The following is a 25,405-nucleotide window of genomic DNA, read 5'->3' on the forward strand; positions in this document are numbered from 1 at the left end:
CACACTGACAACCATTTGGGAATCCCCCGATTCAAGTTTTCGGCGGGATGCTTTAAACGGGCTGTGGCCATTGGGGCACGACGCGGCCCCGGCGCGGCCTGCACGGTTTGAACTCCGGGCGCCGCCGCCCCAGACTTGCGCCATCCACTGGACCGGGATGCGCTCATGTTTCAACTCTATGCCGCAATCTGGCGTGTCAGCGCCGGGCGTCAGGTCGTCCTGATTGTGCTCTCCATCGCCATCGCCGCGCTGGCCGCTGCCCCGCTGGAGTTTCAGCGCAATATCATCAACCTGCTGACCAAAGGCGGTCTGGACACCGCGCAGCTCTATCTGCTGGGCGCGGGCATGATGGCGGTGATCGGGCTGAGCCTGTTTCTGAAATGGCTGCTGGGCTTTCGCAGCGGCACGCTGGGCGAGGATGTGATCCGCCTGATCCGGCAGCGGCTGCTGACCCGCGCGGTGGATGCGGATGAAAGCGGAGAAGACGTGCGCCGGGGCACGCTGACCACCGCCATTTCCGCCGAGGCCGAAGAGCTTGGCAAATTCTCCGGTGCCGCCTTTTCCGAGCCGGTGGTGCAGATCGGTACGCTGATCAGCGTGATCGGCTATATCTCATCGACCCAGCCGGGGCTGGGCCTGATCGCGCTGTCGATGATCCTGCCGCAGATCGCCATCGTCCTGATCTCGCAGCGCAAGGTGAACGTTTTCGTGGCCGAGCGGGTGCGGGTTCTGAGAGCCGCCACCGACCGGCTGACGGCAGAACAGATCGAGGCGGTGACGCAGGAGGTGACCGACCGGTTCGACGCCATATTCGAGACGCGGCGGCAGATGTTTCTGTGGAAACTGTCGGCCAAATTCCTGCTCAGCATGATTAACGGCGCGGGCACGGTGGCGGTGCTGATGCTGGGCGGCTGGCTGGTTCTGAACGGGCGGACGGATGTGGGCACCGTGGTGGCCGCGACCAGCGGTCTGGCGCGTATTCAGGGGCCAACGGCGTTCCTGATCGCGTTCTACCGGCAGGTCAGCGCCAACCGGATCAAATATGAATTGCTGCTTGAGATTTTCGGGCCTGCCGACACCAGGCAGCGGGCATAGTTTCTACCCCGGTTTTCATGAAAAATGCCGCCCCGGTCGGAGCGGCCTCAGATCTCGGATCAAGCGCCCTGTTCCGGAACGCAACGTCACGCGCGCTCGGAATATTCCATGGTTTCGGTGTTCACCACGATCATCTCGTCCTGCCCGATGAAGGGCGGCACCATGACCTTGACGCCGTTGTCGAGGATCGCGGGCTTGAACGAGTTGGCCGCGGTCTGGCCTTTGACCACCGGTTCGGTCTCGACGATCTTGCAGGTGACTTTCTGGGGCAGCGTGGCGTTCAGCGCCTCGGCCTCGTAGAACTCGACCACGATGGTCATGCCGTCCTGCAGAAACGGGCGGCGATCACCCAAGAGATCGGCAGGCAGTTCGATCTGTTCGTAGGTCTCGGTGTCCATGAAGACCAGCATCCCGTCATTTTCATAGAGGAACTGCTGATCCTTCTGTTCCAGCCGCACCCGCTCGACCTTGTCCGCCGAGCGGAAACGTTCGTTCAGCTTGGACCCGTTGCGCAGGTTGCGCAGCTCGACCTGGGCAAAAGCGCCACCCTTTCCGGGTTTTACGTGGTCAACCTTAACTGCGGCCCACAGGCCATCGTTATGCTCCAGAACATTGCCTGGGCGAATCTCGTTCCCGTTGATCTTGGGCATGACATTATTCCTTCACACATGGTTGATGCACCATTCGTTGCCCCTATATCTGGCGTGACCGATGCTGGCAAGACAACGACACCTAGTGCTGCACTTGCAGCAAGCTATGCAAAATTTGCAACACAATTATGCATTTCTACTGTATCCGAATCGAGCCGGATCGGTCATAAGGATCGCCACGCCGAAAATTGCAAGAGCAAGAACAACAAGGAAGACGAGATGAGAGATTTCGTTGACGGCACCGCCTTTAACAACGAGCAGGGCAACCGCGCTCGCAAGCTGTTTGCGGCTGTTGTGCTGGCCGCATTGGATGATGCCATTGCGGACGACAAGAAATACGGCAACGGGCCCGAGCAGATCGCCCGTTGGGCACGTTCGCGTGATGGGCGCGAAGTGCTGAGCTGTGCCGGTATCGACCCCAATGAGCGGGTCGTGAGCGGCCTGATGGAATTCGTGGGCCGCGGGGTGCGGACCTCGGTCGCGCTGTCGCGCGAGGAAAGCGAACGGCGCAACGCCGCGCAACAGGCCGAAGCCGCCTGAACCAGCCCGCCCTAGATTGGAAAAAACGCGCTCCCAGAACGGGAGCGTGTTTTTTTGAGCCCTCAGAAATACAGGATCCACTGACGGGCCACCCATAGCTCGGCCGCCAGCAGCGCACCAAAGCCCAGCCTGCCCCAGAGGCCGATCCCCTTGCGCCAGAGAACAGTGTAGGCCGCCAGACAGGCCAGCGCCGCCACCGGCGCGATCCACAAGGCGTAATGCGTTCGGTCCCAATAACTGAGCGGGCTGTCAAATACCCAGTCCGACAGCGGCCAGAAATGCGGCCTGCCATCGCCCGCGTGCAGCACGAAATCCGTGGCCAGATGCAAGAGCCCCGCGCTTGCAAACGCCATCATCGGCGCCCAGCCCAGCCGGATCGCCACCAGCAGAACCGCCCCCCACAGCAGGAACGAGTTGTCGATGGCAAAGACGGTCTGCCAGGCGGATGAAAAGTACAACCTGTCGAACACCACGTGCTCGGGGATGTTCAGGACATACAGCGACGTGCCCGCCATCAGATAGAGCGACAGGTCCGGCAGCAGCGCCCCGGCCAGCGCGGCTGCCATGGTACGCCGCTCGCCGGGCGTGCCAAAGGCGGCGGCGCCGATCAAAAGATGCGCGGGCGTGTTCACGGGCCTTTTCCTTTGTCCCCAAATCGGGTCATCTGCGCCTCAGCATAGGAGGCAGGCCATGGTTCGGTCCATCATGATTCAGGGCACCGGCAGCAATGTCGGCAAGTCGGTTCTGGTCGCCGGTCTGGCGCGGGCCTACACCCGGCGCGGGTTGCGGGTGGCGCCGTTCAAGCCGCAGAACATGTCCAACAACGCCGCCGTGACCGAAAACGGCGGCGAGATCGGGCGGGCGCAGGCGCTTCAGGCGCGCGCCGCCATGCGGCCCACCCACACGGATATGAACCCGATCCTGCTCAAGCCCGAGACCGATACCGGCGCGCAGATCATCGTGCAGGGCCAGCGGGCGGGCACGATGAAGGCGGGCGACTACCGCAAGGACAAGTCCAAGCTTCTGGGGGCGGCGCTGGAAAGCTTTGACCGGCTGTGCGCCGATGCCGATCTGGTGCTGATCGAGGGCGCGGGCAGCCCGGCCGAGACCAATCTGCGCCAGGGCGACATCGCCAATATGGGCTTTGCCTGCGCGGCAGGTGTGCCGGTGGTGCTGGTGGGTGACATTCACCGGGGCGGCGTGATCGCACAGCTGGTGGGCACGCAGGCGGTGCTGGACCCGGATGACCTGGCGACGATCCGGGGCTTTGCGGTGAACCGGTTCAAGGGCGACGTGGCGCTGTTCGACGAGGGCCGCGACGATATCGCCGCGCGCACCGGCTGGCGCTGTCTGGGCGTGGTGCCGTGGTTCAACGATGCCTGGCGCCTGCCGGCCGAGGACATGATGGACATCCGCTCGCATACGGGCGGCGCCTGCAAGGTTGCAGTACCGCAGTTGGAGCGGATGGCGAATTTCGACGATCTCGACCCGCTGGCCGCCGAGCCCGGCCTGACGGTCGAGGTCATCCCCGCCGGCCGCCCCCTGCCCGGCGATGCCGATCTGGTGCTGCTGCCCGGCAGCAAATCCACCATCGGCGATCTGGCCTATTTCCGGGCGCAGGGCTGGGACATTGACCTTTATGCCCATGTGCGGCGTGGCGGGCATGTTCTGGGTCTCTGTGGCGGTTATCAGATGCTGGGCCGGACCATCGCGGACCCCGACGGGGTGGATGGCCGCCCCGGCACGGTCAACGGTCTGGGCCTGCTCGAGGTCGAGACAGTTATGGCGGGGCAAAAGCAGGTCACGCTGCGCGCGGCCAAGGCCCTGCCCGGTGGCGAGCCTGTTACGGGCTATGAGATCCATATGGGCCGGACCGAGGGGCCGGATTGCGCGCGGGCCTGGCTCGAGGTCGAGGGGCGGCCCGAAGGTGCGGCCAGCGCCGATGGCCGTATCAGGGGCAGCTACCTGCACGGGCTCTTCACCTCGGACGCCTTCCGCGCCAGTTATCTGGCCGGGTTGGGCGTCAGGTCATCGGTAGCCTATGAGGACGGTGTGGACCAGACACTGGACGCGCTGGCGGATCATCTTGAGCAGCATATGGATCTGGATCTGCTGCTGTCGCTGGCTGAAAAACCCAAAAGCGGCACCCGGATGTGACTCCGGCGTGCCGCTGTGATTTCTGAACTGCGCCTGGGGCGCGGCTAGTGTGCTATTCTAGTTCCTTCGCCGTCAGCGCGCGGTGAACCTCACGCCGGACCAGTTTGCGCACATTGCGGGTGATGCGCTCGCCTAGCGCCCCCTGCAATTCCTGACGGACGATATCGGCCACCATCAGGCGCAGAGTTTCCTCGTCCAGCACTGCCTCCTCTGCCGGTGTATGGCTGGCTGCAGGCTCGCTGGTGTCCTCAGCTTCCGCAGATTCAACAACGGGGTCGGCCTGCGCCTCGATCACCTCGGGCTCATCGCTCTGAACCTGCTCGGGCTCATCCGTCAGCTCGGGCATCAGGTCGGCCACCGGTTCTGCCATACTGGCCTCAAGCTCGGCGCGGATTTCAGCCTCAAGCTTGGCGGCCATGTCGCCGTCCTGCCAATTCAGGCTGCGGGTCCAGGTTCCGGAATAGTCATCGTCGCTTTCGCCATCTGGTTCCCACTGATCCTCGGTCTGGGCAATTGCCGCCTCAAGCGCCTCGATCTTGGCGCTGAGGCTGTCGGCCAGATGCTTCTGGCTGAGTTCGATCGCGGGTTCAGGTTGCCAGCCTGCGTCTTCGGCGGTCTCTTCCGCCTCCGCCGCGGGCTTGATTTCCAGCGGAGAATTGGCGGGCGTGACGTCCCGCCCTTCGATCCAGACCGCATCCACCGGGCGCAACAGCATCGGCTTGGACAGGTCCATGTCAAACGCCCGGCCCGTATCCTTGTCCTCGGCGTTTGCGACTGCCTTCCCCGGCACATCGCGGTCCGCTAGATTGGCGGCGCAATGCGGGTTGGCATCGGCTGGCGTAGCAATACGCAGTGCCGGGGTCAGGATCAGACGATCCGGCTTTTGCTGTGAGGTCCGGGGCGTGGGGCGCGGTTCCTTGCGGCCCTCTTCGCTGACCAGACGGCGAATCGAGGACAACACATCCTCGATCTCAACTTGTGCGACAGGTTCTGATATCATTTTTTTCTACCACTCTTGCCCTCGGGTTTGAGTGTAGCGAATGTCAGGCCACCTCACAACAGATAGTATGGCAATTCACTGTTTCCCCAATGCCTTGAGGACACGATCCAGATCGCGGCTCTGTTTGCTGACCTGCGCCGGGGCGCCCTTGACCAGGTTGTAATAGAGCGTGGGATCATAGATTTGCACCGCCAGACCCAGCCGTTCGGCGGTCAGCAGACCCTGTGCCTGCAGCACCTGATAGGCGGCAAGAGACCGCTCGGTCCGGGCGGAAACCTGCGCGAGCTGCGCATCCAGCAGGTCCTGCTCAGCCGTCAGAACATCCAGCGTTGTGCGTGCGCCCAGCGTCGCCTCTTCGCGGATGCCGTCAAAGGCCACCTGCGCCGCCCGGACACGCTCGTTCGAGGCGGTCAGGCTGGCGTTGGCGGTCTGGAACCGTACATAGGCGTCGTTGACGCCTTGCCGGATGTCCTTTTGCACATTCAGCAGGTTGGAGCGCGAGGCATCGCGGGTGGCCATCGCCCGGCGCACAACGGCGGCCAGACGGCCACCGGCATAGATCGGCTGGCTGTAGATCAGCGCCCCGCTGGCCGTGTTGCTATTGTCGTCGTTGCGGAAGTTTTCCGTGATACCGACGTCAGCCTGGAACCGGACGGTAGGGCCCAGTCCGGCGCGCTGTTGCTCGACAGTCAGATCCAGCGCCCGCACCTGATGCTGCGCGGATAGGATCGACGGGTGGTTGCGGTTGGCCAGGTTCACGGCGTCCCCCAGCGAGCGGGGCTGCTGCGGCAGGCGCGGCTGACCGGCGGTGCGGCCCGGCTGACGGCCCACTGCGTTGACGTATTCGGCCTGCGCGGTGCTCAGCGCGCCCTGCGCATCGGCCAGGTTGGCCCGCGCATTGGCGAGACGCGACTCCGACAGTGCCACGTCGGTACGGGTGACCTCACCCACCTCGAACCGATCCTGTGAGGCGCGCAGTTCCTCGCCCAGAAGGCGCACGTTGTTCTGACGGATGGCGACGGTTTCTTCCTGCAGCAGAACGCCGAGATAGGCCGTCACCGCCCGGAACAGCACCTGCTGTTCGATCTGTATCAGCGTCTGCCGGGTGGCCAGAACCGTCTCTTGCGCCGATTGCTTGCCCAGGAGCGAGGCGCCGCCATCGTAGATCAACTGCTGCAGGGTCAGCCCGGTGAAAAAGGTCGCAGGCTCGTTGTCGGTGACCAGAGCGCCGGTGCGGGTCCGGTTGTAGTCCTGCTGAATGCGCGCGGTCCAATCGATGATCGGGCGCAGCGCCGACAGCGCAATCGCCACATCCTCGTCCGCGGCGCGCAGCAGCGCCCGGTTTTGCTCCAGCAGCCCGCTGGTGTTATACGCCCCGATCAGGGCATCCGTCAGATTGTCCGCCCAGCCCTGGCGTGGCGCCAGCACGGCCAGCGAAACCCCGGCGGTGAGAACCAGCATTCTGGTCAGTTTTCCACGAACCACTCTGCGCATCGCGTGCCTCATAAAATTTTTTAATTGCTCTGCGCACAGTTTGCGCGTTTGCGCAGGTCATGGCAAGGCAACGGAAAGTTCTGGCTATGAACTATAGCGCAAATGCACGGGCACCGGTGAATCCGGGCAACACCGGGGCGCCTGCATTGAACGCATAGCGCCAGGTTACGCGCCCTGCGGCCTTATGGCCGATGCGCACGGTACCCAGGTCGCCTTCCATGAACACGCAGGCAATCCGGCCGTGATCCTTGAGCTGATCCAGCAGCGCCTGCGGCACCTCTTCGACCCCGCCCTGCACCATGATCACGTCATAGGGCCCGTGCTCAGCGGCGCCCTCGGCCAGCGGGCCGGTATGCACAACCGCATTGTCCGCACCCGCATCCATCAGCAGCGTCTGCGCCTCTTCGGCCAGTTGCTCATCCTCTTCCACGGCAACGACGAGCTGCGCCATACGCGCGGTCACGGCGGTCGAATAGCCCAGTGCCGGGGCCACATCCAGCACCATCTCATCCTTGGAAATGTTCAGCGCGTCCAGTATCTTGGCCAGCGTACGTGGCTCGAGCAGACAGCGCCCCTCGCCCAGATTCATCAGATCGCCGGCATAGGCCGCTTCGCGCTGCGCGTCGGGCACGAACTGTTCCCGCGCAACCGTCAGCATCGCGTCGATGATGGGAAACTTGGTCACGTCGGAAGGCCGGATCTGGGTGTCGACCATCATGCGGCGCCGGGCTGCGAAATCTGTCATCTCATCGCTCTTCATTTCCGTGTGTCACCCGGCTTTTGCCACATCCCCGTGACACCGGCAACGTCCCATCGCGCGAAAAGGCGTCGCGGGTCCGGACCGGACCAGCAATTCGCGCAATTCGCATGAATTTCGAGAGGTCCCCTCTGGACGCCACTCCGGAAAGTTGGTAGAACCCGATGCACACCACGGCAAGTGCTTGATTTCACTTGATAAGGCGAGTTGGCGGAGTGGTGACGCAGCGGATTGCAAATCCGTGTACACCGGTTCGATTCCGGTACTCGCCTCCATTTACAACCAAGTCAAAGACTTAGCGTGCAGGGCATGCAGGTGCGGCACAAAGCCCGTGGTGCTTTCGAATTACACAGGCCACTCCAGCACTTGGACTGCCGGTGCTCAGTAGTGCGGCGGGCGCTCGTCTCCGAGCACCACTCCGCCGGTACCTTCCTGTTCCCGAGCCGCCTCGCGCTGCATCAGCATCTCGACCTTCCGGGTGAGCCGGTCGATTTCGTCCTGCTGCCGTGCCGTTTCCGCGCTCAACTCGTCCACCGTTTTGGTCAGATGGGCGATCTGTTCCTCAAGATGCTGCATGGGCGCGACTCCTGATCTATGCGTGCCAGCGTCATACATGCGCAACGTCACGCTTGCCAGCCCTGCCTGCAGCGCCGAGGCTGGGCGCATGGGAGGAGACCATGACCGTCATCACCGAGAGCCAAGACGGCATCACCACCGTCACCATCAACCGCCCCGAAACCCGCAATGCGGTGGACCCGGCCACGGCGCGGGCGCTTTACGGGGCCTTTGTGGCCTTTGAGATGGATGAAACCCAGCGTGTTGCCATCCTGACCGGCGCGGACGGCTATTTCTGCGCGGGCTTCGACCTGAAGGCGGCGGGCTCGGGCGCGTCGGACAGCTGGCTGGCGGGGCTCAGCATCCCTGAGGGCTGGTCAGATCCGATCGCCGATCCGCGCCCCGGGCCGATGGGACCGACGCGTCTGATGCTGTCCAAGCCGGTGATCGCCGCAATTGAGGGGCCTGCGGTGGCGGGTGGGATGGAACTGGCGGCGTGGTGCGATCTGCGGGTGATGGCCGAGGGGGCGGTCACCGGCGTCTTCTGCCGCCGCTGGGGCGTGCCGCTGATCGATGGCGGCACCGGGCGGCTGCCGGGCATTCTGGGACGGGGCCGGGCCAATGATCTGATCCTCACCGGGCGCCCAGTCGAAACGGACGAGGCGTTGTCCCTGGGCTTTGCCAATCGCGTTTGTCCCAAGGGGGCGGCGCTGGCCACCGCAACCGCTCTGGCGCGCGATTTGACGCGGTTTCCGCAGGCATGCATGCTTGCCGATCACCTGTCGGCCCGCATGCCACCCGAGGCGCTGGCGGCCGCGCTGCGCCGCGAATGGCAATCGGCCGCCGCCTTTGTCGCCGAGGGCCGTGAAGGTGCGGCGCGGTTTGCGGCCGGGAAAGGACGCGGCGGGGATTTCTCGGATATCTGAGGCATCTCCGGGCCGCCCTGTCCGGCCATGCGTATTTTTGGCAAGAAGAAGCGAGGGGGTGCGCGTTCTTCTTCCCGTTCACAAATTTGGCGGCCGGAAGTGCGTGTATCTCAGGCGGTTGCGACCCTCGCAGCCTTGCCCCTACGCGGGCCTTCGGCTAGACCCCGCCCCGACTGCAATCCCCTGAGGACGCCCATCATGGCCAAGCCCAAGAAACAGCCCCGCCCCAAGGCGATCACGCCGAAAGGGTTCCGCGACTATTTCGGCTCGGAAGTCACGCAGCGCACCGAGATGCTGCGGACCATCGCTGGCGTCTATCATCGCTACGGCTTCGATGCGCTAGAGAGCAGCGCGGTCGAGACGGTCGAGGCGCTGGGGAAGTTCCTGCCGGATGTGGACCGCCCGAATGAGGGGGTCTTTGCCTGGCAGGAGTTCGACGAGGGCGGAAACGGCGACTGGATGGCGCTGCGCTATGACCTGACTGCGCCTCTGGCCCGGGTCTATGCGCAGCATCGGAATGACCTGCCCACGCCCTATCGCCGCTATGCGATGGGGCCGGTCTGGCGCAACGAAAAGCCGGGACCGGGGCGATATCGTCAGTTCTATCAGTGCGACGCGGATACGGTCGGCACGGCCTCGATGGCGGCTGATGCCGAGATTTGCGCAATGCTCAGCGACACGTTGGAGACCGTGGGTATCCCGCGCGGCGACTATCTGGTGCGCGTCAATAACCGCAAAGTGCTGAACGGTGTGCTTGAGGCGATGGGGCTGGGTGAGGACGCGAGCGCTCGCGACAACGTGCTGCGCACCATCGACAAATTCGACAAGGTGGGCGAGCAGGGCGTGCGTGAGCTGCTGACCAAGGGCCGTCTGGATGCCTCGGGCGCGTTTATCGACGGTGTAGGATTGAGCGACAATCAGGCCGAGCCGGTCATCGCTTTCCTGACCTCCAAGGCTGCCGATACTGCCGGAACGCTAGCCAATTTGCGCGCCGCTGCGGGCGACAACAAGACCGGTGCTGACGGCATTGCCGAGCTGGAACAGATCGGAGAACTGCTCGACGCAGGCGGCTACGGTGCGGATCGGATCGAGATCGACCCCTCGGTCGTGCGCGGTCTCGGGTACTACACCGGTCCGGTCTACGAGGCTGAACTGACCTTTGAAATCTTCGACGAAAAGGGGCGCAAGCGCCAGTTTGGCTCGGTTGCGGGCGGTGGACGCTATGACGATCTGGTCAAGCGCTTCACCGGACAGGAGGTGCCCGCGACCGGTATCTCCATCGGTGTCGACCGCCTGCTCGCCGCGCTGCGCGAGAAGGGCCGCGTTCAGGCCGTTGAACATGGCCCCGTCGTTGTCACCGTCATGGATCGCGACCGTATGGCCGATTATCAGGCGATGGTGGCCGAGCTGCGCAACGCGGGCATTCGGGCCGAGGTTTATCTGGGAAATCCCAAGAACTTCGGCAACCAGCTCAAATATGCCGACCGTCGCAACTCTCCGGTCGCGATCATCGAGGGCGGGGACGAAAAGGCCAAGGGGATCGTGCAGATCAAGGACCTGATCCTCGGTGCCAAGATTGCCGAAAGCGCCACGCTGGAAGAGTGGAAGGAACGCCCCAGCCAGTTCGAAGTGCCGCGCGACAATCTGGTGGCCAAGGTGCGGGAAATCCTCGCCTCGCAAAGCGGACAAGGCTGATGCCCAGCCGCGCCCAGACGCTGGAGCGGGCCGCGCGCCTGCGGAGCTATTTCGAGGCCGCCGGGGCCGAGCCGGTGGAAACGCCGGTCCTGCAACCGGCGGAAACCTTGCTGGACCTTTACGGCGAGGATATCCGGGGCCGCGCCTATGTGACCTCGGACGCGCTGAGGGGCGAGCAGATGCTGCGCCCGGACTACACGGTGCCGGTGGTGCAGAAACATATGGAGCACGGCGCCGAGCCCGCGCGCTATACCTATGCCGGTGAGGTGTTCCGGCGGCAGGAGCACGACCCGGACCGGGCCAACGAGTATATCCAGGTGGGGTATGAGGTCTTTGACCGCGAAAACCCCGCCGCCGCCGATGCCGAGGTGTTTGCGCTGATTGCCGAGGCACTGAACGGGCTGCATCTGCGCGCCGCGACCGGGGATATCGGCATTCTGATGGATGCGGTGCGGGGGCTGAAAACCACCGACCGCCGCAAGACTGCGCTGATGCGCCATATCTGGCGCCCGCGCCGGTTCCGGGCGTTACTCGACCGGTTTGCGGGGCGTGCGCCGGTGCCACCGACCCGGGCCGCGCTGCTTGAGGCCGCCGAGCCTTTGGCGGGCGATACGCCGAAGATCGGCAAGCGCACAGGTGCCGAGATTGCCGACCGCATCGACGCCCTGCGGGCCGATGCCCAGGCCGCGCCGATTTCCGACAACGAGTTGGTGGGGCTGGAGACATTGCTGGCCGTGCGCGAGACCATGCCTTTTGCGCTGGAGCAGCTTCGCGACGTGGCCGTGGATCTGCCGCAGATCACCCCGGCACTCGACCGGCTCGAGGCGCGGATCGAGGCACTGAAGGCGCGCGGGGTGGATGTTGCGGGGCTCGATTTTGAGGCCTCGTATGGCCGCACCTCGATGGAGTATTATGACGGCTTCGTCTTTGGGTTTTATGCCGAAACCCGTCCGGACCTGCCCCCCATCGCCACCGGCGGGCGTTATGACGCGCTGACCCGGCAGTTGGGCAATGGCGCCGAGATCCCGGCCATCGGCGGTGTGCTGCGCCCCGGCCTGATGCTCGAGCTTGAGGAGGGCGCGCAATGAGCCTGAAGCTGGGCGTGCCCTCGAAAGGGCGGCTGATGGAAAAGACCTTTGCCTGGTTCGAAAAGCGGGGCATCACGCTCAGCCGGACCGGGTCGGATCGGGAATATGCGGGCCGGGTGGACGGCATCGACGGCATGTCTCTGGTGCTGTTGTCGGCGGGAGAGATCCCGCGCGAGCTGGCCGCTGGGCGTATCCACCTGGGCGTGACCGGCACCGATCTGGTGCATGAGAAACTGCCGCGCTGGGAACAGCAGGCGGAACAGGTGGCGCCGCTGGGCTTCGGTCAGGCCGATCTGATCATCGCGGTGCCGGCCTGCTGGGTCGATGTTGACACGCTCGACGATCTGGACGCGGCCTCGGCAGCGTTCCGGGCGCGGCATGGCCACCGGCTGCGCATCGCGACCAAGTATCACCGGCTGGTGCGCGAGTTTCTGACCGACAGCGGGGTTGCCGATTATGCGCTGGTCGACAGCCAGGGCGCGACCGAAGGCACGGTCAAGAACGAAACCGCCGAGGCGATTGCCGACATCACTTCGACCGGGGAAACGCTCAGGGCCAATCACCTCAAGATACTCGAAGACGGGCTGATCCTGCGCTCGCAGGCGACGCTGTGGCGCAGCCGCGTGGCGCGCTGCGCGGACGCGGACAAAGCTGTTTTGGACGACCTGCTGGATCGGCTGCACCGGGTCGCCTGAGCCCCCTCATTTGTCATGATCGGGGCGCATCTGATAAGATGCGCCTTTGTTTACGTGTATTTCATGACGAATGGAGAGTGCTGTGGCCGACAAGACAAAGATCAGTATCGATGTGTCCTTTGACAAGAAGGTCAAACTGAGCCACGTGGCGAGCGGTAAGCTGCAGAAAGAGAAAGACGGTCTGAAAACCACCAAGACCCTCGGGGTGACCAAGCCATCGGCAGCCGTCGAATCCCCGGTGCTGCATTGGGATGAGGTCACGGACCCTATCAACAAAACCAAGACGCTGGCGATCAAGGAGGTCAGCGCCAAGGTCGTCTACAGCACGCGGGTCTGGATCGACAAGGCAATCGGCAAGAAACACGACTGCTACAAGCACGTGTTCGAACACGAGAAACGCCATGTCAAAGTGTGGCAGGCGGGCGTCAAGAAATACGCCAAGGACATCATCAAGGCGGTTGACGCGGTGACGACGCCCAAACTGGGCAAACCGGTCGAGGTCAAGGACAAGGCCGCTGCCAAGGTGCGGGAGGAAGCCTTCAAGCGGATCGACAAGGCGCTGGCGGATGCGGTGCAGAAATACGGCAAGAAGATCGGTGACGAGTCCAAGAAAAAGATCGACACCTCGTCGGAGCGCAAGAAAACCAACGCGATCTGCGCCGATTACCTGAAATAGGCTGATTGTTCGTTAGCTGCGACTAGAGAACGCCGATCTCGGCCAGCGCCCGGTTCAGATCGTCCGGCAGTGCGTCGTCCTGTACCCGGGTTTTGGGCAGATCGGGCGGGGTGTCCTCAGGTTTCAGATAGCGCCAGCCCTGGAAAGGCCGCTTTTGTGCGCTCTGAGTGCGGTGCAGTTCGGGGTCGAGCACGATGGCGCAGCGGCGGATGCCGTCCTGTCCGATCACCTCGTCCAGCCGCAGGATGCGCTGGCGGCATTGCACCAGCCCCTTGATCACCCAGTAGATCGAACCGCCACTCAGAATCTCGGCCTCGCGCTTGGGCCACATCCGGGTGACGTGGCGCGGCAGCCCGTCCTCGGCCTGGGCGGCACGGGTGCGCTGCCAGTCGGCCAGCGTATCGACGCTTTCCGAGCCGACCGAAAGTTTTATGAGGTTCACATACTTATCCACAACTCCCCCACAGAGTCGTCCAGAGGCCTGACTTGATATTGTAGCTCACAGACAGCTTTCATCAACCTATTGTGGCGAACATCACAATTGGTTTAATCTGGGCGCCTCTTTCTGGACAGGGAATCAACCGATGAGCCGCTTTGCCGCCCCCATTGCCGAGCAGATCTGGGACATGAAGTACCGCTTCAAACAGGCGGACGGCACACCCATCGACCAGACTGTCGAGGACACCTGGCGGCGCATTGCCCGCGATCTGGCGAAGGTTGAGGATGATCCGGCGCATTGGGAACAGAAATTCTACGAAGCACTTGAGGATTTCAGATACCTCCCCGCCGGGCGCATCACCGCAGGCGCGGGCACCGCGCGGCAGGTGACCCTGTTCAACTGTTTCGTCATGGGCACGATCCCCGACAGCATGGCCGGCATCTTCGACATGTTGAAAGAGGCGGCGCTGACCATGCAGCAGGGCGGCGGCATCGGCTATGATTTCTCGACCATCCGCCCGCGCGGCGCGGATGTGCATGGGGTGGCGGCGGATGCCTCGGGGCCGCTCAGCTTCATGGATGTGTGGGACGCGATGTGCCGCACGATCATGTCCGCAGGCTCGCGCCGGGGGGCGATGATGGCCACCATGCGCTGCGATCACCCGGATATCGAACAGTTCATCACCGCCAAATCCGACCCGGCCCGCCTGCGCATGTTCAACATGTCGGTGCTGGTGACGGATGCCTTCATGGAGGCGGTCAAGGCCGACGGCCCGTGGGAGTTGCAATTCGACGGCAAGGTCTATCATACGGTGCAGGCCCGCGATCTGTGGAACAAGATCATGCAGGCCACTTATGACTATGCCGAACCGGGTGTGATCTTCATCGACCGGATCAACGCGGCCAACAATCTGAGCTACGTGGAGACCATCGCAGCCACCAACCCCTGCGGCGAACAACCCCTGCCGCCTTATGGCGCCTGCCTGCTGGGTTCGGTCAATCTGGCGCGGCTGGTGTCGGAGCCGTTCGAAGAGGCAGCCCATCTCGATGAAGACGCGCTGCAGGAGCTTGTCGCCACCGCCATCCGGATGATGGATAACGTAGTCGACGCCTCGAAGTTCCCGCTGCCGGAACAGGCGGCAGAGGCGCAGAACAAACGCCGGATCGGCCTCGGCGTCACCGGTCTGGCCGATGCGCTGCTGATGCTGGGCCTGCGCTATGGCTCGGACGAGGCGGCGCGCCAAACCGAGCGCTGGTTGCACGCCATCGCCCGCGCCGCATATCTGGCGTCGGTGCAATTGGCGAAGGAGAAAGGGGCGTTCCCCCTGTTCGACGCCGACGCCTATCTGTCCAGCGGCACGATGCAGGCGATGGACGAGGATGTGCGCGATGCAATCCGCGAACATGGCATCCGAAATGCCTTGCTGACCTCGATCGCGCCAACCGGGACGATCTCGCTTTATGCTGGCAATGTCTCATCCGGGATCGAGCCGGTCTTTGCCTACGCCTACACCCGCAAGGTATTGCAAAAGGATGGCTCGCGTACCGAGGAGGAAGTGGTGGATTACGCCGTGCAGCTCTGGCGCGACAAATTCGGGGACACCGAGCTGCCAGAGTTTTTCGTCAACGCCCAGACGCTGACGCCACTGGATCACGTCAAGATGCAGGCGGCAGCACAGAAATGGATCGACAGCTCGATCTCGAAGACGATCAACTGCCCCGAAGATATCTCGTTCGACGAGTTCAAGGATGTCTACATGCAGGCTTGGGATCAGGGCTGCAAGGGCTGCACGACCTACCGCCCGAACGATGTCACGGGGTCGGTGCTGACGGTCTCGGAAAGCTCAGACAAGGTGCCGGGCGAAAGCGCCGATGCACCGCAGGAGGTCGAAGGCGGCGACGTGATCTACATGTCCGAACCGCTGGACCGCCCGCAGGCGCTCGAGGGCTCGACCTACAAGCTGAAATGGCCCGACAGCGAGCATGCGATCTATCTGACCATCAACGATATCGTCATCGCCGGCCGCCGCCGCCCATTCGAGGTGTTCATAAACTCCAAGAACATGGAGCACTACGCCTGGACGCTGGCACTGACCCGCATGATCTCGGCCGTGTTCCGGCGGGGGGGAGACGTGTCCTTTGTGGTCGAAGAGCTGAAAGCCGTGTTCGACCCACGCGGCGGCGCCTGGGTCAAGGGCAAGTACATCCCATCTATTCTGGCTGCCATCGGCGGCGTGATCGAGCACCACATGATCGCCATCGGGTTTCTGGAAGGCGAGGGAATGGGCCTCAAATCCGACCCGCAGGCGCAAGTGGTCAACACCGACGCCCCGCGCGGCAAGGCCTGTCCGTCCTGTGGCCAATACGACATGGTGATGATCGAGGGCTGCATGACCTGCCGCAGCTGCGGGCATTCGAAATGCGGGTGAGGGTCACTCAGACAAACCGGTAAAACGAGTTTCCGGCCACGAACCCATCCAGCCCTGCCGACCGCGCATAGTGGCAGAGGTCGCTGGTTTTGTTGATAAAGCCTGCCCCCCGGAAGTTCAGGGAGGTGTTGCACAGAACCCCGCTTCCGGAAATTGCCCGAAACTCGATCAGCAAGTCGTAGAACATCGGGTTCTGATTGCGCGCGACCGTCTGCACCCGCGCCGATCCGTCAACATGGGTGATCGCTTCGAGCGCTGGATCGGTGACCTTCTGAAAATACAGCATGTGCGGCGACGGGCGGGTGGAATCGAAATGCCGACCCACATCTTCCTCAAGGCAGGACGGCGCAACCGGGCTGATGTCAGCGCGGTTCTTGGCCCGGTTCAAACGCACCCGCGCCTCGGCTGAGAACGGGGAGGCCAGGATGGACCGGTTGCCCAAGGCGCGCGGTCCGATTTCGCAGTTACCGCGTGCCCACCCGATGATCTGACCCTCCATCAGCGCCTGAGCCACGTCGCGCGGATTCTGCTCGGACATGGTCAGCCCCTCATGGTCGATCCTGTCGTCGCAAAAGGACTGACCGGCATAAACGCTCCAGGTCAGTTTGGCTTGCCCGGTATAGTGGCGCATCGCGTCCACCGCGGTGCCTATCGCACAGCCCGAGTCGCTGGTGCAGGGCGGTACGAAGACATCGCTGAACAGACCGCTGCGCATCCACTTAGTGTTCCAGTCGCAATTCAGCCCGCACCCACCGGTGATGATCAGCGGATATCCCTTGGTCAGCTTTTGCTCTGCCGCGGCGTGAAACCGGTCGAAAATGGCATCCGACAGTTTGACCGCAACGTTGCACAGGCGCGGATCGTCGACCCCGATATTGTAGAAGGGCGATCCGGTCAGCTTGTCCTTGCACAAGAGCTCTGCCGTCGGTTCGGGCGACAGCAGATAGTCGATCAGCGACTGCTCATTCGGGTTGGTTGTTCCGTTTTCCCCGAACGCACAGGCCGCCATCAGGCGGCCGGGATCCTCGCGGCGCATCCTCCGGGCGGTATCGGGAAACTTTGGATCGGCCAGCGCGTAGAGAAACGAATAGCGTTGGCCCGGGGCCTCCATCACCCGCCCCAGATGATGCAGGTTCAGGTGCGCGTCGATCTCGTAAAAGTCGCCCAGAACGCCTTCCCAAACCAGAACATAGCACGGCTCACCCTGTTTGAATGGAGACATCGCGTAGGCGCCCCAGATATGCGCCCGTTCATGGGTGGACGAAAAATAGTCGACAACCTTGCCAAAGAACGTGCGTTTGCCGACATTCTGCGATCCGTCACCGATCCCGAAATACCCCGCCCCGGAGGTGGTGACATGCTGTGCCCCCGCGGTGGACCAACCGCTGAGCGCCAGCACATCCGGCAGGTCCCGGAACCAGAGGCCTGAATCGATGAACGTGTCCGGTGTCACCGAGGTATAGCGGGGAAAGCTGTCTTTTTCGGATTCATAGGAAAACAGCAGCTCACCCTTTGCCGCATCGACCCCTGCAACGCTGCCGTCATGTCCCGATTTGAATGACAGAATCTTCATGTCGCTATCCCCCGCCCGACACCCTGCAGCACCATCCGCAAGACCACAACGCTGCGAATGCGATACGGCAACTCAGTTCATCAGACCCTGGTTACGCAATCCCTTTGCAATGGTCGAAGCTGCCAGCTTTGCCCCCTCTTCATTGAAATGAGAATCCGCGGCAAACAGAGATTTGGGATCATCGGTCGCCTCAAACGCATCCGTCAGGTCAATCAGCCTCAGCCCCGCCTGATCCGCCGCCTCTTTCACCATGACCCGCAACGGATCATGAATGAAATCCTGCGACACGAGGCCCTGGAACCGGCGGGCAGGCGGTATGAAAACGACCACCAGTTCGCCGTCCCATTGTGTGACGATATCGGCCGCGCGCTCCAGTACCTGCGCATAGACCGGCGTCGGCTTGGTTGCCCGCGCATAGTGTATTCCGATGATCTCCGAGGTTTTTTGCAGCGCAAAGAAGTTGCGAATGATCCGCTGCTTGCGAAGGAAGTCCTTGTAGGACAACGTGGTGGTCTTCCACCAGTCCTGCACCACCTGCGACGCGATCTCGACCTGTTCGGGTGAGTGTTTGGCGGGACCGAATTTGGTTCCCGGGTCAAGCACGGGTGTCAGCCACGATATCTCTTTTTCCCGGTACAGGTTCCGCCAGTCGTTTCCCGCAAAAAACGCAAACACCGTCACGTCGGGTTTGAGCTCCGGGCCATAACGCCCCAACGTTGCCAGTTCCAGCATGGGCCCTGCCCCGCGATGTCCGGTGTTGACAAGCTGGGGAATTTCCGTGCGCAGATGGCTGGCCATGTCCCGGCCGTCATCCAGGCAAAACCCCTCGACAAAGGAATCGCCCAGCAACATGACCTCGATGTCGTCGTTGTAGACCGAATCCGGGTTTCTGAACCCGTAGCGGTCTGGCCGATACGTCACCGGATCGCCGTAGACCGAACACATCAACATCTCGCGCCCGGGGATCGGTGCAAGGATCGCATCCTCCAGATCGGTGATTTCCATGACGTTGTTCAGATGCTTGATGGTGAAGGCCGGCGGCAGGTTCTGCTGATATTGCGCGACGCTCACATCCTCGCCCACGACCCCGACCAGTCCCAGACGCCCGGGCAGCACCTTGATCGTGACATAGGCCTCGAACGCAAACAGCCCGATCCAAAGGGCGGTTGCGTATATGCCGACCATCAGCCGCGTTTCCCGCGAAAGGAAGAAGGCGGCGCACAGAAAAAACAGGCCGATCAGCGCCGGGGCCACGACATACCGGATCACCAACGGGGTGCCGTGCGCGTATTCGGCCGATTTGACAAGTGCGTAAACGACGGTGACGAAACAGTACAACGCCGGCAGCAAACACAGGATCAGGCCAATCCGATTGGCGCGCTTTGCTGTGGTCATCTCGTTGCTCCCTTTCAATTCGGTCGGTCTGCCGCCTGCCACCATCTTTCGGCAGCACCGGCTCACAATCAACAATACACTTTGGCCCCGACGATGGGGCGACTAGTCCAGCTCAAATTTGCTTTCGTAATTAATTCTAAGTTCGGGGTTCTGATCCTCTTTCCGCAGCAGGCAATTGCCGACGACCAGAACTTCGATCTCGGTGCCCATGAAACAACGAAACGCGTCCGTGGGGGTACACACAATCGGTTCTCCCCTGACGTTGAACGAGGTGTTCACTACGATCGGGCAGCCGGTCAGCTCTTTGAAGCGTGAGATCAGGGCGTGGTATTTCGGGTTGGTTTCCTTGTGAACCGTCTGCACCCGCGCCGAGTAATCCACATGGGTGACGGCCGGAATGTCCGAGCGCTTGATGTTCAGCTTGTCGATACCGAACAGCGCTTCTTCGTCTTCCGTCATCTGACGGCGCTTCTCGGGCTGCACATCCGCCACGATCAGCATATAGGGGCTGTCGCCGTCCAGTTCGAACCAGTCGGCGACGTCCTCACGCAGCACTGACGGTGCAAAGGGGCGAAAGCTCTCGCGGTATTTGACCTTGAGGTTCAGGGTCTTCTGCATGGTCTCCGAGCGCGGATCGCCCAGAATCGACCGCGCCCCCAAGGCCCGCGGGCCAAACTCCATCCGCCCCTGAAACCAGCCGACCGCCTTGCCATCGGCCAGTGCCTGCGCCGCCAGTTCGGTCACTTCGCCATCCTCATGCGCGCTAAAGACGGCGCCGGCATCGGTCAGTTCGGTCGTGATGGCGTCGGTTCCGAACTCAGGCCCCAGATAGGCCCCCGACATCTGATCGGTGCCGGTCGCCTGCCGGGGCTGGCCCATTTCCTGGTGCCAGGCGGCGTAGGCGGCCCCCAGTGCGCCGCCGGCGTCCCCGGCTGCGGGCTGAACCCACAGGTTTTTGAACGCGCCATCGCGCAGAATTTTTCCATTTGCGACACAATTCAGCGCCACACCCCCGGCCATGCACAAATTGGAAATACCGTTCTCCTCGGCCAGTGACCGCGTGATTCTCAGAATGATCTCTTCGGTCACCGCCTGCACCGATGCCGCCACATCCATATGGAACTGGGTCAGCGGATCGGTTTCCGGTTTGCGTACCTTTTGACCGAACAGCTGCTCCATCGCCTTGCTGGTCATGGTCAGACCGGAGACATAGTTGAAATATTTCTGGTTCAGGCGAAACGAGCCATCCGGTTTCAGATCGACCACATTGTCCAGGATCAGGTCGCGGTATTTCGGCATGCCATAGGGCGCCAGCCCCATCACCTTGTATTCGCCGGAATTCACCTTGAAGCCGGTGAAATAGGTGAAGGCGGAATAGAGCAGACCCAGCGAGTGCGGAAAGTGCAGTTCCTTCACCATCGTCAGCTCACTGCCACGCCCGATACCCACCGTCGTCGTCGCCCATTCGCCCACCCCGTCCACGGTCAGCACGATGGCCTCGTCAAACGGCGAGGGATAAAACGCACTGGCCGCGTGGCTCATGTGGTGTTCGGCAAACAACAGCTTGTCGCCGGAAAACTCCGGGGCGATCTGGCGGAGTTGCTTGGTCAGAAGATCCTTGAGAAACAGTTTCTCGCGCAGCCAGACCGGCATCGCCATGCGAAACGAGTTGAACCCGCGCGGGGCTGCGGCCAGATAGGTCTCCATCAGCCGTTCGAACTTGAGGAACGGCTTGTCGTAGAACACCACACCTTCCACGTCATCCAGGGTGATCCCGCCCGCCTCCAGGACATACTGGATGGCTTTGGCGGGAAATCCGGGGTCGTGTTTGCGGCGGGTAAACCTTTCCTCCTGCGCGGCGGCCACGATCTGGCCGTCACGCATCAGCGCTGCCGCACTGTCATGATAGAGTGCCGACACACCCAGAAGATACGCCATGGCTTTAGAATAGCGTGTAGACGAAAGGTGCGATGGCCGAGCCCTGGCTCGCCACGATCAGACCGCCGAACACGGCCAATACGATCAGGATCGGAAGCAACCAGTACTTCTTTCTCACCCTCATGAACATCCACATCTCGGAAACAAACGAAACCATCCGATACCCCCAAAAAACCTAAAACTGATACTTCATACTGCGCGGCTGTTCCTCGCGCTTGATCCAATAGCTTTCCGCATCCCTGTCTTGGCGCAAGGATAACAAATCCTTACCCAGCAGTCGCATAACTAGCCCGATCGGAACAAAAGTCGTGACAAAAACCAGCGCCATCACAATCGGCGCCACGATCGCCCCCAAAAGCATTCCGAACTTGAACCACAGCCGGTTGGGTTCGCGCAGCAGATGCGGCGCCACAAAGGCAATCCCCAGAATCACGCCAGCAATCAGCAGCGGCACAAGGCGCACCGACCCCGATCCGCTCCACAACGGCCATAGTCCGATGATGGTGAATACTAGGGCGAAAACAATGCCAAAGCTGCGTTCCGACCCAACTTCAACGGCGACATTCGCGCGATGATCATCCATGACACTCAATACATTTGCTTTATCAAAATTCGGTCTGTGTATAACACATGGCCGAAGAAAAGCAAACAAACCTGCGCCCCAAACACGTGGCACAGCCGCCGCCCACGATCTGTCAACAAGCCGGGATCTCGCCCCTCCCGGCGGGCCAGCGTTTTCCGCCTTTTTATCAGGCCCGAAATGGATGGCTTGACCCCAGCCGGGCCTATCAGATTGATGTTGCACGACCCGCTGTTGGCCCATGCGCTTGAGGATTTCAAAAGTTGGTGACCGGTGGCTCGGGACCAGCTTAACGCCCCCTCTTTCCGGGCAGCCTCTGTCTGTTGGATCAAGTGCAGCAGACGGCTGGTTAGAGGTCATACTTGCGGATGAAGCGGCGTGAGCAAAAGCAGCTTTCCCTCCAACGCCGGAACGGCTCACGTCCCACCGGTCACTTTCAACACAGAGACCCGCAGCGCCCCAAGCAGATCCAGCAGGTGTTTCCTGCTTTTGGCATTGTATTTTGCGGCCGTGGCCGAGCGTTGAACGAAGTCTGCAAACTGCGCGACCGTCAGACCGTTCTCTTCGATCTCGCTCGCATAAGGACCAATGACCCTTGAGATGACCTCAATGTTCCGCTGAGCCCCCTCCTCCAGCTCATTCTGGCTGGATGCATTGAACCCCGCGACGATGTCTTCGGCGTTGGGGGACGTGTGCATCAGATCGAAATGCTCGATCGCGATGTGCTTGAAGATGACGTCCAACTGATCGCCGAGACCATCCGCCTTTTTCAAACCGGCCTCGATATCGGCAATCACCTTGTCGGCCAGCAACCGAATTGTCGCCTGCAGCACCGCGTCCTTGTTTGCAAAGGCGTTGTACAGCGTTTGCCGCGATATGCCGGCCTCTGACGCAATGTCGTTCATACCGGTGCGCTTCACCCCGTAACGGATGAACAGCCGCATGGCGGCCTCGATGATGCGTATTTCGCGTTCGTTCATTTTTACATATTGACAAACGGGCGCCGTATGTCAATATTGACACTCATACGTAAAATGTCCAATCGTCAGGAAGCGAGCCATGAACACGCAGCCTCAGAAAATCGCCATCGTCACCGGGGCCAATAACGGCATCGGCTTCGAAACGGCCGCAGGCATGGCCGAGGCCGGGTATCACGTCGTCATGGCCTGCCGAAGCCTGGCGAAAGCGGAAGCCGCCCGTGATGAACTGATCGCAAAACTGCCCTCGGCATCGCTCGATATCATCCTGCTGGATCTGGGCGATTTCTCTTCTGTTCAGCGTTTTGCCGAAGACTTTCGTGCACGCTACGAAAAGCTCGACGTGCTGATCAACAATGCCGGCATCCTGCTTTACTCGGCCCAAACCAATGGCGGCGGCATTGAGCTTCAGTTTGCCACCAACCATCTGGGGCATTTCCTGCTGACCGCCCTTCTGATTGACCTGATGCCCGATGATCCCGCATCAAGGATCGTCGCGCTGTCGAGCCTTGGCCACAAGGGTGCCAGCATCCATTTCGATGACCTGACCTGTGGTGGGGACGGCGGTATCGCCTATGGGCAGTCGAAACTCGCCTGCCTCCTGTTTGGCGATGAATTGGACCGCCGCCTGCGGGCCTCGGGCAGGAAGATCAAGGCGCTCTCGGTCCATCCCGGCGGCTCTGACTCCGGGCTATTCACCGACATGAGCGACGCGCAACGAAGCAAGCTGAAGGCGCAGGTCGAACAGTTCCTTCACTCCAACGCGTCGGCAGCCAAACCCGCCTTGCACGCAGCATTGTCGCCGGACGTCAAGGGCGGAGACTATTACGGACCAACCGGCGCGCAGGAAATGAGCGGCGAAGTTGGTCACGCCACACGCGATCCGATCACTGGCGATCTTGACGTCGCAGGGCGGCTTTGGAGCGTGTCCGAGGAACTGACGGGCAAGACATTCTCGCTCTGAGCCCTTCCCTTGCAAAACCGATCGGAATGAAACGAACCATCTGGAGGAAGTGAATGACGGGATTTGTGAACATGTCGTCTCAGGCATTCAGCTATCTGATCGTCATCGCCGCAGCCGTAATGCTGGGATGGGGTCTTTTGGGCTTTCTGGAATATTTCACCGGGCTGGCCCCGCTGATGCCCTTGCAGAACCCGACATTCCCGGGCGGGACACAAACTGTCCATTGGGTGCTGATCACACTGTCCGGTGCCACTTTTCTGGCCGGGTTTTTTCTGCGCTGGCGCTACACGCCCGTGGCCATGCTGGTGCTGTTCGCATCGCTGGCTACGATGTGCGCCATCCAGACCTTCGACTTTCTCGAAAACCCGGACCGCTACAGGAATTTCGCTCATGAATGCATCAACTACGTCGTCATCTCGATCTACCTCTTCCGGTCGGAGCGGATGCGCGAGCGGTTCGGCCAAATCACGAGCGTAGGTGCTACGCAAACCTTGCCGCAAAGTGCTTAATGGGTGCCCCGGAAAGGAAAATCATGGAAACCGCAAGATCCGAAAAAGTCAGCCTGGCACATCACAAGATCTACACCGAGATCCTCATCGATGCCTCTCCGGATGTGGTCTGGTCGGTGTTGGCCGACACAGGCAGCTATGGCGACTGGGCGGCCTTTCTGGTCGATATCAAGGGCGAGATAAGGGACGGTGCCCAAATAACGACGGTGTTTCAGGTCGATCCGGCAAAAGAGAAGCTGACGACCATCGACCACAGAATAACGGTCGTGGACGGAGAGACGTTTTTCTGGGCTGAAAAGGGTCCAGGCGGCGTCCGCGACAATCACCATTTCAGGGTCGAACCCGCCGCCGAGGGGAAAACCCGGTTCATCCAATCTGACGAGATCATGGGCGGGATCACCTGGCTGATGGGTGGCCGATTGGCGAAGATATATGAGGACGGGTATCAGGCCTTCAATCGTGGCCTGAAAGCCGAAGCTGAACGCCGTGCTCATGCAAAATGAACCAACCCCCAAGGCGCTCGGACGCGTCCTGCTGACCGGGGGCACCGGCATGGTTGGCTCTTCCGTGCTGTCGGCGCTGCTGGATGCGGACAGCGTCTCTGAAGTCATTTCCCTGGGTCGCAGACCATCCGGGCGCCAACACCACAAGCTGACCGAAATCACCTTCGCGGCGTTTGGCGATGCCGAGGCCATCACGCCGCATGTCGCGGGCGTCGACACGGTGTTCCACTGCCTCGCCACCTATTCCAGCCGCGTCAGCCGCGAGGCTTACGAAGAGATAACGGTCGACTGGCTGGGCGCGCTTCTGCACGCCTGCGAGACGGTGTCGCCCTCGATGACGTTCTGCCTGTTTTCGGCTCAGGGCGCGCGACCGGATGGCGGCGGAATGTCTTTCGCGCTCAAGACCAAAGGCAAGGCAGAGACCGCCTTGTTCAAGTCAAACATCGCCCGGAAATTCGCGTTCCGGCCGGGTTACATCGCACCCTCCGGATCGCGGGGCGGCTGGAAGCTGGCCGATTACCTGTTTGTGCCCGTGCAACGGCTCATGCCGTCGATTGGTGTTACATCCAACGAACTGGCCATTTCGATGCTGAAAACGGCAACGAACGACCCTCGGCACTCCGCAGTGCTGGAAAACGGAGACATGCGGGCCCTGCTGGATTAGCTTCACGCCCGCGTTCAGGCGTTGAGACTGGGCCCGATGGACTCAAGCGCCCAAACGCGCCGGGCATCAACTCGACCTCACCGCACGCCTGCAAACAGGCAAGCAAA

26 protein-coding genes and 1 tRNA gene are annotated in these 25,405 nt (G+C 61.8%); 14 read left to right on the forward strand and 13 right to left on the reverse strand.

Going from position 1 to position 25,405, the window contains the following annotated elements:
* The first annotated feature begins 165 nt into the window (after positions 1-165).
* Positions 166-1,095, forward strand: a complete 930-nt coding sequence (locus tag GOX53_RS21225) for an ABC transporter transmembrane domain-containing protein (RefSeq protein ID WP_171179938.1) — start codon at positions 166-168, stop codon at positions 1,093-1,095.
* 86 nt (positions 1,096-1,181) lie between these two features.
* On the opposite strand, the gene efp is transcribed toward GOX53_RS21225, so the two are convergent.
* Positions 1,182-1,745, reverse strand: coding sequence for an elongation factor P (efp, locus tag GOX53_RS21230; protein WP_171179940.1), 564 nt, complete (start codon positions 1,743-1,745; stop codon positions 1,182-1,184).
* A 219-nt stretch (positions 1,746-1,964) separates the two neighbouring features.
* Here efp and GOX53_RS21235 point away from each other — a divergent pair, with 219 nt between their 5' ends.
* Positions 1,965-2,285 (forward strand): DUF6280 family protein, encoded by a 321-nt coding sequence (locus GOX53_RS21235; RefSeq protein WP_037310273.1) that lies wholly within the window; start codon positions 1,965-1,967, stop codon positions 2,283-2,285.
* 62 nt (positions 2,286-2,347) lie between these two features.
* Here the strand turns inward: GOX53_RS21235 and GOX53_RS21240 are convergent, their stop codons facing one another.
* Positions 2,348-2,917 (reverse strand): cobalamin biosynthesis protein CobQ, encoded by a 570-nt coding sequence (locus tag GOX53_RS21240; protein WP_171179941.1) that lies wholly within the window; start codon positions 2,915-2,917, stop codon positions 2,348-2,350.
* Positions 2,918-2,975: 58 nt separating this feature from the next.
* Here GOX53_RS21240 and GOX53_RS21245 point away from each other — a divergent pair, with 58 nt between their 5' ends.
* Positions 2,976-4,442 (forward strand): cobyric acid synthase, encoded by a 1,467-nt coding sequence (locus tag GOX53_RS21245; protein ID WP_171179943.1) that lies wholly within the window; start codon positions 2,976-2,978, stop codon positions 4,440-4,442.
* 52 nt (positions 4,443-4,494) lie between these two features.
* Here the strand turns inward: GOX53_RS21245 and GOX53_RS21250 are convergent, their stop codons facing one another.
* The 3 genes from GOX53_RS21250 to GOX53_RS21260 all read right to left on the reverse strand — a co-directional run bounded on the left by GOX53_RS21250 (position 4,495) and on the right by GOX53_RS21260 (position 7,681).
* Entirely contained in the window at positions 4,495-5,442 is a 948-nt protein-coding gene (locus tag GOX53_RS21250; RefSeq protein ID WP_171179945.1) for a hypothetical protein, read from the reverse strand.
* A 75-nt stretch (positions 5,443-5,517) separates the two neighbouring features.
* Complete coding sequence (locus tag GOX53_RS21255) at positions 5,518-6,936, reverse strand: TolC family outer membrane protein (protein WP_171179947.1); 1,419 nt, start codon at positions 6,934-6,936, stop codon at positions 5,518-5,520.
* Between the two features lie 91 nt (positions 6,937-7,027).
* Positions 7,028-7,681 carry a protein-L-isoaspartate O-methyltransferase gene (locus GOX53_RS21260; protein ID WP_171179950.1) on the reverse strand — a complete coding sequence of 218 codons (654 nt, stop codon included), beginning with the start codon at positions 7,679-7,681 and terminating at the stop codon, positions 7,028-7,030.
* A 213-nt stretch (positions 7,682-7,894) separates the two neighbouring features.
* Between GOX53_RS21260 and GOX53_RS21265 the strand changes: the two genes are divergently transcribed.
* Positions 7,895-7,968: transfer RNA gene (locus GOX53_RS21265), tRNA-Cys, on the forward strand.
* 106 nt (positions 7,969-8,074) lie between these two features.
* Here GOX53_RS21265 and GOX53_RS21270 read toward each other — a convergent pair.
* Positions 8,075-8,269 carry a SlyX family protein gene (locus tag GOX53_RS21270; RefSeq protein WP_171179952.1) on the reverse strand — a complete coding sequence of 65 codons (195 nt, stop codon included), beginning with the start codon at positions 8,267-8,269 and terminating at the stop codon, positions 8,075-8,077.
* A 101-nt stretch (positions 8,270-8,370) separates the two neighbouring features.
* On the opposite strand from GOX53_RS21270, the gene GOX53_RS21275 reads away from it, so the two are divergent.
* The 5 genes from GOX53_RS21275 to GOX53_RS21295 all read left to right on the forward strand — a co-directional run bounded on the left by GOX53_RS21275 (position 8,371) and on the right by GOX53_RS21295 (position 13,328).
* Positions 8,371-9,174: a crotonase/enoyl-CoA hydratase family protein gene (locus GOX53_RS21275; protein ID WP_171179954.1), complete on the forward strand. Its 804-nt coding sequence runs from the start codon at positions 8,371-8,373 to the stop codon at positions 9,172-9,174.
* Positions 9,175-9,372: 198 nt separating this feature from the next.
* Entirely contained in the window at positions 9,373-10,869 is a 1,497-nt protein-coding gene (hisS, locus tag GOX53_RS21280) for a histidine--tRNA ligase (protein ID WP_171179955.1), read from the forward strand.
* The gene (locus GOX53_RS21285) at positions 10,869-11,957 is read left to right on the forward strand and encodes an ATP phosphoribosyltransferase regulatory subunit (protein ID WP_171179957.1); all 1,089 of its coding nucleotides are present in this window, start codon (positions 10,869-10,871) and stop codon (positions 11,955-11,957) included. Before hisS ends, GOX53_RS21285 begins: the two co-directional genes overlap by 1 nt.
* Positions 11,954-12,652: an ATP phosphoribosyltransferase gene (hisG, locus tag GOX53_RS21290; RefSeq protein ID WP_171179959.1), complete on the forward strand. Its 699-nt coding sequence runs from the start codon at positions 11,954-11,956 to the stop codon at positions 12,650-12,652. The genes GOX53_RS21285 and hisG overlap by 4 nt, the downstream gene beginning before the upstream one ends.
* An 82-nt stretch (positions 12,653-12,734) precedes the next feature.
* Positions 12,735-13,328, forward strand: coding sequence for a hypothetical protein (locus GOX53_RS21295; protein ID WP_171179961.1), 594 nt, complete (start codon positions 12,735-12,737; stop codon positions 13,326-13,328).
* A gap of 22 nt (positions 13,329-13,350) precedes the next feature.
* Here GOX53_RS21295 and GOX53_RS21300 read toward each other — a convergent pair whose 3' ends face one another.
* On the reverse strand, positions 13,351-13,782 hold the full coding sequence (locus tag GOX53_RS21300) for a DUF1489 domain-containing protein (RefSeq protein WP_171179963.1): 432 nt from the start codon (positions 13,780-13,782) through the stop codon (positions 13,351-13,353).
* 130 nt (positions 13,783-13,912) lie between these two features.
* On the opposite strand from GOX53_RS21300, the gene GOX53_RS21305 reads away from it, so the two are divergent.
* A complete protein-coding gene (locus GOX53_RS21305) occupies positions 13,913-16,195 on the forward strand; it encodes an adenosylcobalamin-dependent ribonucleoside-diphosphate reductase (RefSeq protein WP_171179965.1) in 2,283 nt (760 codons plus the stop codon).
* A 7-nt stretch (positions 16,196-16,202) separates the two neighbouring features.
* Here GOX53_RS21305 and GOX53_RS21310 read toward each other — a convergent pair whose 3' ends face one another.
* The 6 genes from GOX53_RS21310 to GOX53_RS21330 all read right to left on the reverse strand — a co-directional run bounded on the left by GOX53_RS21310 (position 16,203) and on the right by GOX53_RS21330 (position 22,661).
* Positions 16,203-17,768, reverse strand: a complete 1,566-nt coding sequence (locus GOX53_RS21310) for a carbamoyltransferase C-terminal domain-containing protein (RefSeq protein WP_171179967.1) — start codon at positions 17,766-17,768, stop codon at positions 16,203-16,205.
* A gap of 72 nt (positions 17,769-17,840) precedes the next feature.
* Complete coding sequence (locus tag GOX53_RS21315) at positions 17,841-19,163, reverse strand: GDSL-type esterase/lipase family protein (RefSeq protein WP_171179969.1); 1,323 nt, start codon at positions 19,161-19,163, stop codon at positions 17,841-17,843.
* Between the two features lie 102 nt (positions 19,164-19,265).
* Positions 19,266-21,101, reverse strand: coding sequence for a carbamoyltransferase (locus GOX53_RS21320; RefSeq protein WP_171179971.1), 1,836 nt, complete (start codon positions 21,099-21,101; stop codon positions 19,266-19,268).
* A 4-nt stretch (positions 21,102-21,105) separates the two neighbouring features.
* Positions 21,106-21,258 (reverse strand): DUF5989 family protein, encoded by a 153-nt coding sequence (locus tag GOX53_RS29865; RefSeq protein WP_256415894.1) that lies wholly within the window; start codon positions 21,256-21,258, stop codon positions 21,106-21,108.
* Positions 21,259-21,276: 18 nt separating this feature from the next.
* Positions 21,277-21,684, reverse strand: coding sequence for an SxtJ family membrane protein (locus GOX53_RS21325; RefSeq protein WP_171179973.1), 408 nt, complete (start codon positions 21,682-21,684; stop codon positions 21,277-21,279).
* A gap of 413 nt (positions 21,685-22,097) precedes the next feature.
* Entirely contained in the window at positions 22,098-22,661 is a 564-nt protein-coding gene (locus GOX53_RS21330) for a TetR/AcrR family transcriptional regulator (protein WP_171179975.1), read from the reverse strand.
* A 79-nt stretch (positions 22,662-22,740) separates the two neighbouring features.
* Between GOX53_RS21330 and GOX53_RS21335 the strand changes: the two genes are divergently transcribed.
* The 4 genes from GOX53_RS21335 to GOX53_RS21350 are packed head-to-tail and all read left to right on the forward strand — an operon-like array spanning position 22,741 to position 25,298.
* Positions 22,741-23,622, forward strand: coding sequence for an oxidoreductase (locus GOX53_RS21335; protein WP_171179978.1), 882 nt, complete (start codon positions 22,741-22,743; stop codon positions 23,620-23,622).
* A 53-nt stretch (positions 23,623-23,675) separates the two neighbouring features.
* A complete protein-coding gene (locus GOX53_RS21340; protein WP_171179980.1) occupies positions 23,676-24,131 on the forward strand; it encodes a hypothetical protein in 456 nt (151 codons plus the stop codon).
* Positions 24,132-24,154: 23 nt separating this feature from the next.
* Positions 24,155-24,634 carry an SRPBCC domain-containing protein gene (locus tag GOX53_RS21345; RefSeq protein WP_171179981.1) on the forward strand — a complete coding sequence of 160 codons (480 nt, stop codon included), beginning with the start codon at positions 24,155-24,157 and terminating at the stop codon, positions 24,632-24,634.
* A complete protein-coding gene (locus GOX53_RS21350) occupies positions 24,624-25,298 on the forward strand; it encodes an NAD-dependent epimerase/dehydratase family protein (protein WP_171179983.1) in 675 nt (224 codons plus the stop codon). The genes GOX53_RS21345 and GOX53_RS21350 overlap by 11 nt, the downstream gene beginning before the upstream one ends.
* Positions 25,299-25,405 lie beyond the last annotated feature (107 nt).

It is taken from the genome of Ruegeria sp. HKCCD8929, from assembly GCF_013031405.1.
Lineage (GTDB): Bacteria > Pseudomonadota > Alphaproteobacteria > Rhodobacterales > Rhodobacteraceae > Ruegeria.